The 16,729-nt window shown below is 62.7% G+C and carries 12 protein-coding genes; 5 read left to right on the top strand and 7 right to left on the bottom strand.

Annotated features, from left to right (window positions below):
- Positions 1-116: 116 nt before the first annotated feature.
- On the bottom strand, positions 117-1,271 hold the full coding sequence (locus tag K349_RS0106600) for a saccharopine dehydrogenase family protein (RefSeq protein WP_026369031.1): 1,155 nt from the start codon (positions 1,269-1,271) through the stop codon (positions 117-119).
- Between the two features lie 327 nt (positions 1,272-1,598).
- Between K349_RS0106600 and K349_RS0106595 the strand changes: the two genes are divergently transcribed.
- A complete protein-coding gene (locus tag K349_RS0106595; RefSeq protein WP_026369030.1) occupies positions 1,599-1,802 on the top strand; it encodes a hypothetical protein in 204 nt (67 codons plus the stop codon).
- A gap of 148 nt (positions 1,803-1,950) precedes the next feature.
- On the opposite strand, the gene K349_RS0106590 is transcribed toward K349_RS0106595, so the two are convergent.
- The 6 genes from K349_RS0106590 to K349_RS18590 form a co-directional block, all read right to left on the bottom strand.
- Positions 1,951-2,154: a cold-shock protein gene (locus K349_RS0106590; RefSeq protein WP_026369029.1), complete on the bottom strand. Its 204-nt coding sequence runs from the start codon at positions 2,152-2,154 to the stop codon at positions 1,951-1,953.
- A 110-nt stretch (positions 2,155-2,264) separates the two neighbouring features.
- Entirely contained in the window at positions 2,265-3,722 is a 1,458-nt protein-coding gene (locus tag K349_RS0106585; protein WP_169731311.1) for a chemotaxis protein CheW, read from the bottom strand.
- Between the two features lie 94 nt (positions 3,723-3,816).
- Complete coding sequence (locus tag K349_RS0106580; protein WP_157367301.1) at positions 3,817-4,185, bottom strand: methyl-accepting chemotaxis protein; 369 nt, start codon at positions 4,183-4,185, stop codon at positions 3,817-3,819.
- Positions 4,186-4,419: 234 nt separating this feature from the next.
- Positions 4,420-5,946, bottom strand: a complete 1,527-nt coding sequence (locus tag K349_RS0106570; RefSeq protein WP_026369026.1) for a DUF342 domain-containing protein — start codon at positions 5,944-5,946, stop codon at positions 4,420-4,422.
- Complete coding sequence (locus K349_RS18595) at positions 5,943-7,517, bottom strand: response regulator (protein WP_026369025.1); 1,575 nt, start codon at positions 7,515-7,517, stop codon at positions 5,943-5,945. The genes K349_RS0106570 and K349_RS18595 overlap by 4 nt, the downstream gene beginning before the upstream one ends.
- Before the next feature lie 250 nt (positions 7,518-7,767).
- Positions 7,768-8,505 (bottom strand): ribonuclease HI family protein, encoded by a 738-nt coding sequence (locus tag K349_RS18590; RefSeq protein WP_026369024.1) that lies wholly within the window; start codon positions 8,503-8,505, stop codon positions 7,768-7,770.
- Between the two features lie 286 nt (positions 8,506-8,791).
- On the opposite strand from K349_RS18590, the gene K349_RS0106555 reads away from it, so the two are divergent.
- From K349_RS0106555 to K349_RS0106540, 4 genes are all read left to right on the top strand, one after another.
- The gene (locus tag K349_RS0106555) at positions 8,792-10,000 is read left to right on the top strand and encodes a trans-sulfuration enzyme family protein (protein WP_026369023.1); all 1,209 of its coding nucleotides are present in this window, start codon (positions 8,792-8,794) and stop codon (positions 9,998-10,000) included.
- A 519-nt stretch (positions 10,001-10,519) separates the two neighbouring features.
- The gene (locus K349_RS0106550) at positions 10,520-13,876 is read left to right on the top strand and encodes a hypothetical protein (protein ID WP_026369022.1); all 3,357 of its coding nucleotides are present in this window, start codon (positions 10,520-10,522) and stop codon (positions 13,874-13,876) included.
- Positions 13,877-14,117: 241 nt separating this feature from the next.
- A complete protein-coding gene (locus K349_RS0106545; protein WP_026369021.1) occupies positions 14,118-15,794 on the top strand; it encodes a hypothetical protein in 1,677 nt (558 codons plus the stop codon).
- 78 nt (positions 15,795-15,872) lie between these two features.
- A complete protein-coding gene (locus K349_RS0106540; protein ID WP_157367300.1) occupies positions 15,873-16,382 on the top strand; it encodes a hypothetical protein in 510 nt (169 codons plus the stop codon).
- Positions 16,383-16,729: the final 347 nt, after the last annotated feature.

Below are 16,729 nucleotides of genomic sequence, written 5' to 3'. Positions count from 1 at the left end.
CCGTGCGCCTCTTCTTTTCAAATGGTCCCGACAACGGAAGAAAATGCTCGCGCCGGGCGTCTTCCGCGGAAGACGCCCGGCGCGAAGAAAGAACCAGGTTTCCGTGTCCGGTGGTTTTAGCGCACGTCCTTCACGATCTTCACGGATTCGGTGTAGACGATACCGCGCCTACGCTGTTCGGTCATGACAAAGGAATAGAGCGCGTCATCCCCAGCGAGCTTCTCCGCGGGAAGAACCCCCTTCTCCTTGATGAGACCCGCCGCGATCGCCCGGGCGAAAATGGCGCAACTGCACCCCGTGCAGCGGCTCATGGAGGTGTTCCAGCTCTTCGTGTCGAACTCGTCGAGGAGATCCCATGTGTGGGTCACGCGGTCCCTCCCTTTGAATCCTTCCACTTCCACCCGCATCACCGTGAGATCCCGGTCTCCCTTCTCCGGATCCATCTTCCACAGGGGGAACAGAAGATCCGCCGTCACGTCCAGAGGAACGACCTCCTTGCCTCCGAGCATCCGGGGCGTCTCGTCGAACATTCCCATGGAGCGGAGGAGTCGCATCTGTTCCACGTGGCCGGGCCATCGCATGGTCATCTCGCCCATGTCCCTGGCCTTGATGTTCTTCGCGAGGCTTCGCAGTCCGTCCGTGTAGAAGACTTCGAGAGTTCCCAACCCCGGAAAATCCTTGAGGAAGAGCCCCGACGTGGCCTCCACCGTAACGAGTTCGTAATTTTCAACGTAACGGGCAGGTCTGGTGAATTCTTCGATAACATCCCTGGCGGACCAGGTGACCTGATAGTTGAACGGAGGCTGCGGATTCTTGGGAATGCCTCCCACGTAGATGTAGGCCCGCTCCACTTCGTCCAGAAGTGCCGCACCGCGCCCCATGAGAAAATTCGACATGCCCGGCGCAACACCCATGTCGGGCACCACGGTAACACCCTTGCTCCTCGCGTCCTCGGAAAGCTCCTCGAAATCCTCGGGCATGAAGGAAATGTCGCTCAGGCTGTATCCGAGCTCGATGACGGCGCGCATCATGGCGTGTCCGAAACGCCCGGGAACACCCGCAGTGACGACGTCGGCACCTTCGAGGATCGGCGCGAGCGCTCCGGCGTCCGTGGCGGAAGCCGTCACGGTCTTCACGGCGGGAAATTTCTTCTTCAGCGCCTCCAGGGCCGCAGTGTTCAGATCCACCACGGTGACGTCGAAATCCTCCATCATATCCGCGGCGATCACGTTCCCCACGAGACCGCATCCGAGTTGCACGGCTTTTTTCACGGCAAATCCCTCCTCGTGCGAAATGCATTTCTTGAGTACTATATAGCATACAATAAAACCGCATGTCAATTGTCCATGCAAATCTGATCCTTTCGACGACAGCAGACACCTCGCGAGAGGCGATCCGATTTTTTTCCGCCGTTCTCCCGCCACACCGCGATGGAGGCCCAGTGGCAATTCCAGGAATGAATACGGAAGACACGCGAAAAAGTTGCGAACGAGAGGGATAACGCGCTATCATGACGTTGGGGAAATGCCGTTTTCGGGTCCACCCCCGAAGGGGACAAAGACGTGGGTCGGGGAAGGGGCATGGAGGAGGGATGCTTCATGACAACACTCTACAAACCGCCGCAGAAAAAACCGAACGTGGAAATCCAGCTCCTCTGGGTCGCTCTGGCCGTCTTTCTCGCACTGGGCATCGTGCTGCTCACCATTCGTTTCTTTCCTGCGGGAAAGGAGTGGGCACACTCCGAGTTCGTACGGATGATCCTCGAAAAGTTCGCTTCAAGACAGTGGAGCGGCATTCGGTGATACGGAGAGGAAAGGGCGGGGGCAGGTCGCACGCGAATTGCGCGAATCTGGAAATAAAAACGAGGAGGCGGGCAGACGCCCTCCTCCTCGCGGATAGTCGATGTGCTTTTATGCCACCGAACGAACTCTTACGAACAAACTACCGCGCCTACAGTTTAGTGACGTTGGAAGCCTGAGGTCCCTTGTCACCCTGGGTTACATCAAAACTGACCTGCTGTCCCTCGGCAAGAGTCTTGAAACCCTGCCCCTGAATTGCGCTGTAGTGCACGAACACATCCTTGCCGTTCGCGTCGGTGAGAAAGCCGAAACCCTTTGCCTCGTTGAACCACTTGACGGTACCCTGCGTGCTCAATGTATTGCCTCCCAAAACTGTGAAGTACGCCCGGACCAAGCCGAACTGGCATACCTTACAGTTTTTTTTCGATTCTGTCAAGCTTCGAAAAACCTCGCGAACTCCCGGTGTCACACCTTCGGTCCCGCAGGAACACGCGTCTCCACATTCCTCGCGGTCTCTCCGAAGACAGCCTCCGCATCGAGAACCAGCAGGAGACGTCCGCCTTCGAGATGCCCCACGGCGGAGACGAAATGCCTCGCCTCGCCGAAATCGACGCCCTCCAGGGGTGGGGGAGCAAGCCGGTCCTCCGGAACCTGCTCGACCCCCGCCACCGAGTCCACAAGAAATCCGAGGGAGACCCCGGACACGTTGACCACGAGAATTCGCGACTCCTCCCCCCGCTCGCGGACATCTCCTCCGAAACGTTTCCGCAGGCTCACCACGGTGACGGATTCGCCGCGAATGCTCATCACACCCTCGACGAAAGCGGGAACGCCCGGCAAAGGGGCCACCACGCTCCGACGGGTTATCTCCCGAATGGTCTCGATGGGAAGTCCGAACTCCTGTCCGTTCTCCAGAAAAACCACGAAGGTACGCATCCGTTCCTTTCCTCCGCCGCCCGCTCCGGCAGCGGCGTCCTTGACGTCCGCGAGGTCCAGCTCCCGGGAATTCACGAGAACCTGTTTGTCCAGCAGGGCGATGATCTGCCCCCGCACGTCGAGAATCCCCGAGACGACACTCCGCCCCTCGGCGGTGCGGGTCACCGCGGGCGCCTCCTGAAACATATCTCTGGGAACCTCAAGCACCTCACGGATGCCGTCCACAAGAAATCCAATCCGTGCCCTTCCGTAATCGAGGACGACGATCTTCGCTCCCTCGGAGGCGTCGCCGCCACTGGAAACGCCGAGGCGCATCCCCAGATCGACCACGGGCAGGATGCTTCCTCGCACATTGATGACACCCCTCACATGGGGAGGCGCCTCGGGAACGAGGGCGGGACGGGACGGACGGATGATCTCCCGGACATCCTCGAGGGGAAACCCGTACACATCGTTTCCGAGGGTGAAGGTCACCACGGAAAAAAGATTCTCGTCCCGCTCCGTTTCCTTCTCCGTGCGCTTTTCTCGGGAAGCGGTGTCGCGAAGCCGCCGGAGCGTCTCGGAATCGATGGAAAGCACCGCTTCGGGATCGAGGAGCATGAGCAGCCGTTCTCCCGTGCGAAGAACTCCCGCCACAAGTCCCTTGCGTCCGAGATCCTGCGGCGCCGCTCCGGCGTCGAACTCGGCATCGCCGAGAGAGCTTACCTGGGACGCCTCGTCCACAAGGAGCCCCACGACGATTCCCTGAAGATCGAGAATCACGATCTGCCCCTCTACCTCGGCATTTCGGACCATGCCGAGGCGCGACGCCAGATCCACCACGGGGAGCACTTCGTCCCGAAGGGCGATCATACCCTTTACGTGAGCGGATGCGGAAGGAATGGGCGTAATGGCGCAGGCACGCACAATCTCCCGGACAGATTCAAGGGGAACGGCGAAGTGTTCCCCAGCGACTCCGAACTCGACGTATCCTCCCGATTTTTTCATGTCTCCCGAGCCTCCTTCATCAACGTCCTCGGGGAACCGCATCGCACGGCCACAGCACCCCGCAACGTGCGGCCTCCCCTCGGAAATTCGATGCCTACTTCTCCGCCGGGGCAAGCGTCACGCCGGCCCCGCCTCCGGCAATTACCCTAAAACGCCCGAGAAGCTTTCGGAGACGCTCCGCCGAGGCGGCCATGTCCTGAGATTCCTTTGCCACGCCCTCGGATGCCGTGGAGGTATCCTCCGCGGCACCACGAATTCCCTCCACGGCGGAAATGATCGTGGCGGTTCCCTTGGCGGCTATGTCGATACCCGTGGCCATTTCCTGGGCGGAGGCGGCCTGCTCCTCCGCGGAGGCTGCGATGTTCTGCATGGCGTCGGAAGCCACGGTCTCCTCCGAGAGCGCCGCGAGAGATTCCGCCCTCCGGGCGGTGGCCTCCGCCTCGAACTGGAGTTCGAGGATCACGTCCTCTCGTCTTCGTATCCTTCGGCCCTCTCCCGTTCGCGACATTCCGGACATTCCGCAAGCCATCACCTGGAACGCCTCCGCGCTCCCCTCTTGTTCAGATTTTCCGGGGACGTTCTTCCCGGTATCCGGGCTCTCCCTCATTCCAGGCACCCCGGTCCGAGACCTCCATTCCGGTCGGGAACACCACCATTCCGTCCCTGCTCCGCAACACCGGACCTCCCGTCGGAAACACTATCCGTAAATCCCGGTGACGAGTTCCCCCGTGTCAGGGTCCAGATAGAACGAGATGAAACGGAGTTCGTCCTTGATCTCCTTTTTGACACCCCTGATCTCCACCAACACGCCCGGGAAAACCCGGTTCTTCACTTTGATGAATCCCGCGGATTTCACGGTTCGTTCCATGCGATTCCGCAGAAGCGTCCGTTCGTCCTGCAGAAGGTTCATGTCTTTTACTGCGGTGTTGTAGTGTTGCATAAGAAGGTCCATTTTGACCTGCATCTCCTGAGGAAGCCGAATTTGTCCGCCCTGGAGGAATTTGGCCGCGGAGCGCTTCACCACCTCGGAAATTTTCGCGACGAGGTCCTGAAGTTTCTTGATACGCCCGTCGAGAACTCCCAACTGCTCCCGGACGCGAAAATCGACCCCCGAGACGAGGTGGGTTCGGGTACCCATGGTGGATCCGGCCGAAACGGCATCAATACGGTCCCGGGCGACCACGATGCCTCCGAGAATTCCTTTCCTTCCCTGAACTTCCACGGTGCCGCAGGAAAACACCTCGGCGTGGAGCAGATGGGAAACGACCGTCACATCCCCGTCGGCGCCGGCATGTCCTCCTTCCACGAAGCGAGCGGTCAGGCGCCCCTTGGCGTCCGCGTCGGCCTTCTCGCCGAGAATACCTCCGTGCACGTGAAGGTCCCGCCCGGCTCGAACGAATGCGGACTCCACGTTGCCGAAGATCTCCACGTCCACTCCCGCCTCCACGCGAAAATCCTCCAGCACGTTGCCGCGGACGATGACGCTGCCCTCGAAAACGACATTGCCGCTTCCGTAGTCCACGTCCCCGGGAATGACCACCACGGGCTTGACCGATACTTCGCTCCCCGAGAAGAGGGGCTGCCCTTTCCGGGCGGCGACGAAGTGGCGCCCATCCTCGGAAACAACCCCCTCTCCGGCTCGGAAGAGCATTTGCTTCGCCGGGGGAACGTCGATGACGTTCCCGAAAATGTCCCGTCCCGGGATTCCGTCGACGGCGGGATCAAGAATGGCGAGCACATCGCCGGGCTGCACGGCGAAGATTTCGCCCTTATCCCGATAATCGATCGCACCCTCGTCGTTGCCCCCCAGAGGCTCCCGCTCTCTTTCCTGAGGAAAGAGGATCTGCAGCGTCGCCTCCCGGGACTGTTCGGGAGAGATTCCCTGAGCCGCGGGAACGCGGTGCTGAACCTTACCTTCGTCGTTGCACCGCTGCACCGCCTCGGCAAGGCTTTCTTCAAGGAGCGCTTCCACGCCCATTTCCCGGAAGCGCTCCCGCACGCTCTCGTACCGTAGAGGAGCACCGCCCCCAGAGGCGGGGTAGAGATCCACGAAGGCCTTGAGTTTGTCCCGGGTGATCTGGATCTCGAAGAAGGCGTCCATCGCCTCGACGCCGGTCAGGCCATCTTCGCCGAGCGCGTAGGCATCGACCTCCGCGAGAAGCTTCTCGATGGAGTTCTCCAGAAAAACCCTCGATCGTTCCTGTTCTCTGCAGTCGCCGTTCATGAGGATCGCCCCCCGGAAAAACGGACTTCATTCGCCCCGGGAAACACAAGAGAAAAAAGCACTCCCAACATTTCCTGCTCCATGCCCCACAGAGGCGCCATCCGAAGAACCCGACATCTGCCGTCGCCCCGACAGGGGAAGAGAGAAAACGCATCGGGCAATTCCTCGGTGGCACCCGTCTCGCAAACGTCCCGAAAGGATTTTCGAACCCCTTCGGTGCTGCAGGACGGTTCCAGAGCACTCCGGACACGAACGGCGTCCCAGATGTCCCGAAAGCGGAGTTCCTCCAGGGAAAGCCCCGTGGCGGCCTCAAAAGCGTTGTTGAGATACACCGCCGCACCGTTGCGATCCACCACGAGCTGGGGAACCTCCGACGCATTGAGTGCCGCCTGCAGGTACCCCATTTCCCGGGAAAACCGCTTTTTGTTCTCCTCGGCGCGCACTGCCCACGCCAGGTATTCCGCGGCACGATCGAGGAGCACCACCTCTTCCCGCAGGAGGGGTCCCTCGTAGAGAGGTGCTTTTCCCGCCAGGGCGTGGATCTCCAGGCTCCCCACCTGTCGCCCTCGAATGAGGAGAGGGCGTGAGACTCCCCAGAGCGTGGCGAAGAAATTCTCCGTCCGGTACTGCTCGCTGCCGAGGACGATGCGGACTCCCGCCTCTTCGGAGAAATGGACCCCCCGGGGAAGAAGTCGCACGATCTTTTCCAGCTTTCGCGGAAAAGGAAGGATGTCCTCGGCCAGCACGGAAAGCACCTCCGCAAGGCAGTCTTCCACGCGGACCCGTTGTTCCAGGTCGTGGGTGCGCCGCCGGAGCATCTCCTCCGTGCGTTTCCGCTCCGTCACGTCCCGGATGACGAGTCCCATTTCACCCAAGGCGGCATGGTACGCGTGGTACTCTCTCCAGGAGACGATCTCCCCGTCCCGGTACCGCGAGAGCGTGACGGTCTCGCTCACCCCGTTCCGCCAGACCCGATCGAGCAATGCAAGAAGCTCGGGAGACGCGGCATCCGCCAGACATTCCTCGACACGTTTTCCCCGGGCATCCGCGCTCATTCCTTCCAGAGCGAGCGCGGATGGGTTGAGGTCCTTCACGGTAAAGCCGGTCGCGCCGGGCTCCAGCACCAGCATACCCGAGAACATATGAACAAAGAGTTCATGGAAGCGGTTCTCGCTGTCCCGGAGTTTTTTCTCCATGGCGTGTTTGTAGAGCGCGATTTCGACGGAGGAGCGGAGATCTCCGTCCTTCACGGGCTTGATGACATACCCGAAAGGAGCACTTTCCTTGGCACGCTCCACGGTCGCCTCGTCGGCATAGGCCGTGACGAAGATGACGGGAATGTCTTCCGCCTCCCGGAGTTTCGCCGCGAGATCCACACCGTCGGTTTCGCCGCCGAGATGAATGTCCATGAGAATCACGTCGGGACGTCCCTTCCGGATCCGTTCAAAAAGCTCCTTTTCGGACAGGACCACATCGTCCACATCATATCCGAGCTTCTCGAGCCGCCGCTTCATGTCCTCGGCGATGATCAGCTCATCTTCCACGATGAGCACTCTGGGCGGAGACATCATCGGGACACCTCCCTTTCCTCACCCATTCAATCAGGCAGTTCTTCGCAATGACATTGCTTTTCAAAATCAAGTATAGCATTAAACCATGCTGTGCCGCAAAAGCGTCGCGTGAGAGTTTTGGAAAAACCCTCACGCAGGAGACGAAGAAACCTCGCGGAGAGCACTCGACCTTCCGTCGGACCGTCTGGGCACCACATCGCTTCGCACACAGGTCCCTGCGGAACGAAAGGGACGACCGTACCGGCGGAGATCACCGCGAAGGTTCTTCCACGTTCCCGGAACCGGAGTTCTCCGGTGGGGCCGCCGCGGCACGCGTCTCCGTCGCCTCTCTTTCGAGAGCCGCCCGAAGATGGCGACATGCCCTGCGAAAGAGAAACCCCCGGCAGGTACAAGCCTTGTGCAGTGTGTCCACCGCGTAGGTTTCGCTCCCCCGGGCAAGGTAGATGTGAGGCTCCACCGGCTCCAGAATCACCGGCTCCCCGCCGTCCGCGGCAGGCTTTTCACCGGGGACTCCCAGCGGTTCAAGCCATTCCGGAAGGGCAAGGCCTGACTTTTCCGGAGCGGTGGAGGAACTCTTTCCAGTCCCTCCACCGCTCTCGTCGAGCGCTCTGTTGGACAGGCGATCCGCCCGGGCGTTCCGTTCCCGGGGAACCCATTCGTAACGCACGAGGCGTCCCTTGACAAGACGCCGTGCCCGATCGGCGAGTTCCCGCAGGCGCTCCTCCCTGATCTTCCATATCCCCTGCATCTGACAGATCACCAGCCGGCTGTCTCCGAGCACGAGCAGCTCCTTCAGGTCTCTCCGCACCGCCTCTTCAAGTAGGAGAAGAAGCGCTTCGTACTCCGCCTCGTTGTTGGTCCGCATACCCAGAGGACGTGCCGCCTCCCAAAGGCAAGTCCCGTCCGGCCCCTCGATCCACGCCCCGGCTCCGGCGGGACCGGGATTTCCCCGGGATGCGCCGTCGAAATATCCTTTGCAGGCCACCATTCCGTTCGCTCCTTTCCTCGCCCTTCCCCCGCACTCTCCCGAGAAAGGCGAAGGACTCTTTTCTTCTTCATACTATGTCCTCCGCAATCGCCCTATCATACCGAAGACGTCGTGTCTTCGTCTCTTTTCGGTTTGACGCACCCCTTCAGAGCATACGATAATGTTCTCACGTGTCCTCGACCGAGGGATCCCGAACGCCTGTTCCGGCCGAGACGAGGCACCCCGCCGAACCGCGGGCGTGCCCGAATGTCACTCATCGCTGTTCTTTTCAAGGAGGAGGATGATCATGAACGACCACGACACACTGCCCCTCCGCATCGCGACGCTCACTGTCCACGGCGGGCGCTCGGGAGCAAAGGGGACCACCCCGCCCGAGGTGGCCCCCATCTATGCCAGCTCGGTCTTCCGCTTCGACTCCCTGGAAGAGCTGGACGACGTCTACGAAGGAAGAACCCCGGGGCACATCTATTCACGCCTCGGAAACCCTTCCTGCGACGCACTGGAGGAACTCTACGCACGCCTGGAGGGAGGCGAGGCGGGGGCTGCGTTCTCCTCGGGAATGGCCGCCATCGTCACCGCCATCAGCGCCGGCGTCGCTCCGGGGGACCATGTGGTGGCAGGGCGGGTCCTCTACGGCGGCGTCTACTCCTTTCTCACCTCCCATCTGCCCCGCATGGGTGTGGCGGTGACCCTCGTGGACGCGACGGACCCAGGAGCGGTGGAAGAGGCGGTCCGCCCCGAGACACGCCTGGTCTACGTGGAGACCATCTCCAATCCGCTCATGGAGGTGACGGATCTTCCCCGCCTCGCCGAAATCGCCGCCCGGAACGGAGCACTGCTCGGCGTGGACAACACCTTCGCCTCGCCCATGCTCTGCCGCCCTCTGGAACAGGGCGCCGCATGGGTCGCGTCGAGCGCCACGAAATACCTGAACGGGCACAGCGACGTCATCGGAGGCGTTCTCGCGGGAACCAAAGCCTTCATCGACAGAGCAAAGGCACTCCGGAGCATCTGGGGCGCCTCCCTGAGCCCCTTCGACGCCTGGCTCGCCGTCCGGGGGGCGCGCACCCTCTCCCTGCGCATGAAAGCCCACTCCGCCAACGCCCTCGCCCTTGCCCGCCTTCTGGAGGCGTCACCCCGGGTTTCCCGGGTTCACTACCCAGGGCTCCCCTCGTCCCCCTGGCATCCCCTGGCGACCCGCCTCTTCGGCGACGCCGGGTTCGGGGGAATGCTCAGCTTCGAACTCCCCGGCGGCGGCAAGGAGGCGACGCAGTTCATCCGAAAGCTCTCCCTGGCCAAGCTCGTGCCGAGCCTCGCCTCGACGGCCACCATCGTCTCCCATCCCGGAAAGACGTCCCACCGGGGCGTTCCCGAGGAAGAACGCGACGCATGGGGTGTCGGGGACGGCCTTGTGCGCGTCTCCGTCGGGATCGAGGACGAGGTGGACATCCTCGCCGATTTCTCCCGGGCGCTGGAGAAACCGAACAAGGAATAAACGGAAAACGGCGGGGAGTGCCTGAAAAACCAGGCCTCCCCGTCGGGGCACGCCGCATTCCGCAACACATTTTCTTCCGACGAGGATCCTCTCCGGAGGAGAGGGGACCCCTCCCTGTCCAAGCATCCTCGCCTTCAAGAACTCCCCGGAAAACACCCTCACGCAACGCGACGGCCTTTTGCAAGGAACACTCGGATCCGGAACGCACAGAGGGCTTTGCAAGCGGCCTCCCGAATGAAACGCCGCGCGAACCACCGCACGTCGAAACCCACGCGAGGCGTGGCTGGAGTCCAGCCACTGCCTCGACATGGACCTGTCGCTCGAACACAAAAAGGCGCTCCTGAAAGTGTGGCCAATCGCCGCAGACGGCCGCCAAACACCATGAAAACCCTTTTGCACAACTTGACGCACACAACTGACGGACAGGGATGGAGGTATGGCATCATGGTATAATCCGGAACGGTATCAAGTGACGAAACAGCTCGGCAACGCACATTCTTCAGAAAGAGAGGTGCTGTTATGGCCGGAAAGACATGGCGCACGGTTTTTTTGCTTCTCCTCGTCTTCGCCGGAGGCGGAACGGCGCTGCTCCTCACCACGGATGCGGCGACGGACCTGGTGGGACGTCTCGCGAAAGAAACCGTGACGAACGCCACGGGAGCCGCGCTCGAACTGGAACACATCTCGGGAAACCCGCTGCGCGGGTATTCCGTCGGCGGCGTGCGCCTCGTCAAGAACGGAGGACAGGTCTTCGCCGCAAAGGAAGTCGCTCTCCGGGTGGGACTCTTCTCCATCCTCTCCGGTAATCCCTTCGTCTCCTCCCTGACCGTCTCCGGCGCGGACATCGACACCGACGCGACAAACGCGCTTCTGAAGGACCTTGGAGGCGAGAAACCCCAGGGGACGCTTCCGCTGGGAACGGTTTCGTTCCGGGACAGCTCGGTGCGAACTCCCTTCGGCACGGTACTGGTTCGGGAGCTCTCCCTCCGCTTCAGGGAGGACACTCTGGAAGCCGAGCTGGACGTCGCCTACGGCGCGCTCCCGGTGACGGGCACGGCGACGTTCCGTCTTCCCGCGGAACAACTCGCCGTTTCCCGTCTCGACCTTCGAGTGGGCAAGGGCACCGTCGCCGTCGCGGGAGCGGTGGCGCCCCACCTCGCGCTGGAAGGAACGTTCAAGGACATGGACGGGGCGGAACTGGCGGCCCTTTGGCCGGACCTTCCGGGGCCGCTGTCCGGCACGTTCTCCCTGCACCTCCGGGCGGAGGGGACGTGGCAGAAACCCGTTCTGCTGGGACAGCTCTCCCTCGACAAAGGCAACGTCGCGGGCATTCCTCTGGACGGTGTGGCCGCTTCCTTCGCCTCTCTGGAGAACACGCTGCACGTCAACGACCTGAAGGGAAACGCCTTCGGCATTCCCCTGTCGGGAGAGGCCGCCTTCGTCTTTCGGGAGCTGCCTCCGGAAATGACGGTCACCCTCAAAGGATCCGGCATCGCGTTGGCCTCACTGGCACGCCTTTTTCCCGAACTGGAGGCGGCGCAGGGAACCCTTGACGAGGTCACGCTCGCGCTCTCCGGAAAAGGAGGCTCCCCCGACGGACGGGTAACCCTCCGGGCGAAGCGGCTCGTTCTCTCGGGGCAGGAGTTCGCCGACACCGTGGGAGAGATCAAGGTTCGGGGAGGAAAGACGCTCCACGTGACCCTCCGCTCCAACGGGCTGGGCTCCCCGCTCTCCCTCGGAGGAACGATCGCGCTTGAAAAGACCCCCGTGCTGAAATTGGACTTCAAGGGAAACGCGCTGAACCTGGCTCGGATCGCCGCCCTGGCGCCCGGAACGGGCGACCTCGCCCTGGCGGGCAACGTCACCGCGGCACTGCAGATCGGCGGCACTTCCGCGGCGCCAACCCTGTCGGGGACTCTCTCGTCGGAAAAGATCCAGGTCCGGGGAGAACCCGTCACCAAACCCTCCGCGACGTTTTCCTTCGCCAAGGACACGCTCTCCCTGAAGAGCGCGACCTTCGTCTGGCGGGGCGGCACCTTCTCCGCCGCCGGAACGGTGCGCAACCTTCCCAAGGCTCCCGTGGCGGAACTCTCCGGACGGGTGGACGGCGTGGATCTCCGCGGCCTTGCGGGCATGTTTCCCGCCCTCGGTGAATACGCCCTCTCCGGAACGGCGAGCGCGGCATGGAGCGTCAAGGGAAACCTCGAGGCCCTCACGGGCACGCTGGAGGCACACACGCCGACTCTCCAGGCAATGGGCAACCTCTCGGCGAGACAGCTCAAAATCGGAGGCGCCTTCGCTCTCACGGGCGGAACGCCCTCCCTCCAGGGGCCGCTGAAGATCCAGGCCGCGTCCCTGGCGTGGAAGAAACTGGCCCTGACCGAACTCTCCCTGGGCGCCCGCACCGAGGGAACGGCGATCCTGCTCGACAACGCCACCGCCGGCCTCGCCGGAGGCACCCTCACGCTCACAGGAAGGGTCGGCCTTTCCGACGGCAAGAACGCGGGCTCGCTGGACCTGAAGGGCAGCGCCAAGGATGTGGGTCTCGGCTCCCTCGCGTCCGCCCTTGACCTTCCGGTATCACTCGCGGGCAAGGCGGGGGGGACCTTCGCCGTCTCGGGACCTCCGGAACATCTCGCCGGGTCGGCGGAACTCGCCTCGCCGGCGTTGTCGGTGGCGGCCTTCTCCCTGGCGAACGCCGCAGTCTCCGCCACCTTCACCGCAAAGAGCGGCGCACCCTCCCCCTGGAACGTGACGATCTCCTCCGCCCGGGCGACGGTGAACGGCGCTCCCTTCACCGCCGAGGGAGTCCTCCGCGCCGAGGGCAACGACGCGGCCTTCGACCTGCGCGCCGAAGGAAAAGAGCTCGATCTCGCCACTCTTCTGAAGGACGTGCAAGCCCTTCGGGGCAAGGGCGTGAACGGTCGGGCCACCCTCACCCTGACCCTCGCCCGAAAGGGAGGGATCCTGAGCGGCTCCGGCAGCGCCACCTCTCCCCAGGCGGGAGCCTTTGGGCTCACCGCGACGGAGATCTCCCTTCCCTTCACCGTGGACAAGGATGTCCTCGCCATCTCCTCCGGAAAGGCGCGCTTCCACGAGGGAACGGCGACCCTCTCCCTTCGGGCGAACCTCGCCTCGGGAGGATGGGAGACCACCCTGAGCATCTCCGGCGCGAATATGGACCAGGTCATCCGCAGCGCCGCGGGCTCCAGGGGAAGCGTGGGGGGAAGGGCGAACCTTACCTTCAAGGGAACGGGGAACACCAATTCGGGCAGTTTTTCCGGAACGGGGACCCTCGACGCCGCGGAAGGGGCCGTCACGGGCTATTCCTGGGTGGATCTCCTCGCCGCCGTGCACGGCGCGCAAGGTGTCCGCTACAAGACCCTCACCGTCCCCTTCAAGATACAGCAGGAAACGCTCATGCTCCTTCCGGGAACGAAGGCCGAACCGTATCCGAACGACCCGCTCTACCGCGCTCTCAGCGCCACGGGAACGGTGACGGCGGAAAAGCTCAACCTGGACGTGAAGGGGAACGTGAACATCCAGGTCATCAACGCCCTTCTCGGAGGCATTCAGGGGGGGCTCCTCGGCGGAGGGCAGAACATCCGGGACATCCTCCAGGGTGCGCTCACGGGATTTTCCCAGAGCGGCGGGAGCCAGGATTTCCGAGACGTGAGCTGCACCGTGCAAGGACCTCTTGCGTCGCCCGGCGTGTCGAACCTCAAGGTGGCTCCCGGCAAGGAACAGCCTCGGGCGACACCCGTTCCGGAAACAACGTCGCCGCAGTCCACCCCAATGCCGCAGGAACCCAAGCCATCGCCCTCGCTGGAGGATACCATCAAGGAAACCATCCTCAAGAACATTCTGGGGAACTGAGCGGAGAACACCTGCGACAAACCTGCGACGCGACGTCGCGGAATCTTGCGAAAGCGACGCGAAAGTCCTATAGTGAAGGCGGTTTCGATTCCATGGAGGAGGTGGGGCGCCAGACTCCTGTTCGAGGTCCGCACGCCGAGAGAACAACCGGCAACACTTCATTCGCATGCCGACATGATCGCAACGCTTCGGGCTCTTTGCCGATCCCGGTTGCGACGACTTTCTTCAGGGAGGTGGCACCATGAGAAAAAGAGAAGGGCTCCTCGTTTTCCCCGTGCTGTGCACACTCGTTCTGCTCCTCGTCGCACCGGCGTTCGGCCAGGAACGTCTCGACCCCGCCCAGGCCCTGGGAAGCTGGACGGACGAATCCTACTATGTGGCGGCCCGCCTGGGGGACATCAAGGGTCTGATCAAGGATCTCCTTGCCGCGAAACCGTTCCGGGAGGCTCTGGAGGAGGAGCCGGACGCGGCGGCGGCCCTGGAGTGGCTCGCAAGCCTTCCCGTGGAATCGGGAGCCTTCGCGGGAGGACTCCGGAAGGGCGTTCTGCAGGTTCAGGGAGCGCTCTCCCTCACTGCCGAAGGCGAGGAGCTTCTCAAGCGCATCGCCGGGGGAACGCTCACCTCGGAAGACCTGGAGTTCGCCGGGAACTTCGGCTTCCGCATCGCCGGCCCCGTGCCGACACCTCTGGGAGTCCCCTGCTACAGGATCTCCCCCATCGACGAAGAACATCCTCTTCTGGGGCTTTCCCTGGCGGCAAAAGGAAATCTGCTCCTTCTGGGCATGACGCCCCGGGACATCGACGGCTCCATCGCCGCTCTGGCCGATCCGGCCAGGCGCTTTGCCCCGACCCGCAAATTCGCAGACCGGAACTACCTCATCCTCCACGACAACGGTCTGCTCCAGCTGGGGCTCCTCGCCGCACCGACGCCCATTTTCCTCAACTCCCACGTGGAGATGGAGCTTGCCTTCGACAAGAGCGACGAAGCGCTGAATTTCGGCTTCTACACCAACCTTCCGAAAGCAATGCTCTCGGAGGAACGTCTCCGGGGATTCGCCCCTCTCGACAAACCCGTCCCGCTCCTCGGAGGCGGGAAAACACTCCTCGCTCTCTCCACGCCGGTGAACTATGACGCCTTTGCGGAGATCATCCGCACCTACGGGGACGACGAGGCAAAGCTCAGCCTGGAGCAGGTCCTTGGAATGCTCGGTCAGTTCGGCATCACCGAGGCGGATCTCCGGGATCTGGCTCGGACCTTCTCCGTCGTGATCGGCGGCGGGGCCTCCTTCATGTCCGCTCCGCTTCCCGGAGCCTACGCACTCGTCGAGGGAACTGGAGATGCGGCAAAGAAGATCGCCACGACCGTGGCGGAACTCCTCCGGGGGCAGCAGCTTCCGTTGGAGGAACTCAAGGTGGAGGGATGGGACACGGTCTATTCCATGTCCATTCCCGCCACCGTCACCATCGCCGTGAAGGGCTCCACCCTTCTCGCGGGTTTCCTGGACGCCCAGAAGCTCGGCACTCCCCAGGAGAGCGATCCCGCCCTGACGGAACTCCTGGCGAAGAAGAACCTTCAGGGCTTCTTCTTCCTCGACGCGAAGGTTCTCGCCCGGGAAATGCTTCAGTTCCTCCAGGCGGGGGACATCTGGGACCAGCTCATCGGTCCCGACGAGGCGGGGGAGATGGGCGAGGGCATGATCGCCGCCATGGCGATACTCCAGTCCCTGGACGCCCTCCGTGCGGAGGCCTCGGACATGGAGAGCCTCCGGCTTTCCCTGACAACCCGACCCGTCGCATCGGAGGAACAGACCCTCCTGGAGACCGTCGTCGCCAAATGGCGGGAGACGCACCCACTTCCGGAGGAGGACGAGGAGAAAGTCTCCGAAGAGGGTCAGGCGGAGGCAACACCGGCGCCGTAGCAGGCCCGACGCAAAGGCACCCCGAAAAGCAAAGAGCGAATGAAACGGAAACACATGCGCGGAAGGGAGGAATCTTTCGTGAAACGACGAGGATTTTTCGCGGCGGGATTTCTCTGTTGCGCCCTCGCGGCACTGCTCTTCCTCTCCGGGACGGGCGCGGCCATGGCTCCCTCGCCGCTCTCGCTCCGGGATGTGATCCTCTACGGAGGGAGCTGGGACGGCCTCCCCAGGGTCTTCTTCGGCAGCGAGCTGGCGGCGGTGCGAAAGGCACTGGGAGAACCGGAGATTTCGAGCACCTACCTGGGCCTTGTGGCGGACAGCTACGGAGATCTGCGCGTGGTCTACGCGAGCGGCAAGGTGGCGCTTCTCTGCTTCGCCACCGCCTCTCCGGCGATTCTCTCCCCCACGCTGTCGTCGGAGGCCCCGGCGTGGAAACAGCACCCCAACACGAGCACCCACAAGGTGCTCCGGGGAACGGCGAAGAACTGGCGGGGAGAAAGCGCATCCCTGCTGTACTGGTACGCCGACGGGATGGAGATCTTCGGCAGCCGGTCCGTGGTGGAAAGCCAGGATCTTCTGCGCAAGTGATCCCCAATCCGAGCGGTTTCTTTTTGCCTTTGGCAGGAGGATCAACTTCGGCAGTGTCCGCCTCCAGGAACATTGACATGACGCATCACGCACATGTTCCAAAGAGTTCCAGAGACGTGGCAGGAGGCGAGAAAACGTTGCCTGCGCCCGAGGAGGAAGGGCGCGGCGCACCCAGACCCACAACGTGCGGCGGAAGATCGTCCGCTCTCTCGACCGGGACTGCTCGACCACGGAGAGGACCCGCGGAAAAAAGCTGCACACGCGCCGCCGAACACCATGACATCTTTTTCCACAGCGGGACGCACGCGACTCGCGAAGGCGACAATGCGGTGAAATGCCATGACACG

Origin of the sequence: Aminiphilus circumscriptus DSM 16581, from assembly GCF_000526375.1 — a bacterium.
Taxonomy (GTDB): Bacteria; Synergistota; Synergistia; order Synergistales; family Aminiphilaceae; genus Aminiphilus; species Aminiphilus circumscriptus.
Note: the sequence above shows the minus strand (reverse complement) of the source record. Positions and strands in the feature narration are given on the sequence as shown.

Excerpts from the sequence above, each read along its gene's own strand:
- K349_RS0106570 (WP_026369026.1), bottom strand. The coding sequence starts at position 5,946 with ATGAACGGCGACTGCAGAGAACAGGAACGATCGAGGGTTTTTCTGGAG.
- K349_RS0106555 (WP_026369023.1), top strand. The coding sequence starts at position 8,792 with ATGAACGACCACGACACACTGCCCCTCCGCATCGCGACGCTCACTGTC.
- K349_RS18595 (WP_026369025.1), bottom strand. The coding sequence starts at position 7,517 with ATGATGTCTCCGCCCAGAGTGCTCATCGTGGAAGATGAGCTGATCATC.
- K349_RS0106585 (WP_169731311.1), bottom strand. The coding sequence starts at position 3,722 with ATGAAAAAATCGGGAGGATACGTCGAGTTCGGAGTCGCTGGGGAACAC.
- K349_RS18590 (WP_026369024.1), bottom strand. The coding sequence starts at position 8,505 with ATGGTGGCCTGCAAAGGATATTTCGACGGCGCATCCCGGGGAAATCCC.
- K349_RS0106545 (WP_026369021.1), top strand. The coding sequence starts at position 14,118 with ATGAGAAAAAGAGAAGGGCTCCTCGTTTTCCCCGTGCTGTGCACACTC.
- K349_RS0106595 (WP_026369030.1), top strand. The coding sequence starts at position 1,599 with ATGACAACACTCTACAAACCGCCGCAGAAAAAACCGAACGTGGAAATC.
- K349_RS0106550 (WP_026369022.1), top strand. The coding sequence starts at position 10,520 with ATGGCCGGAAAGACATGGCGCACGGTTTTTTTGCTTCTCCTCGTCTTC.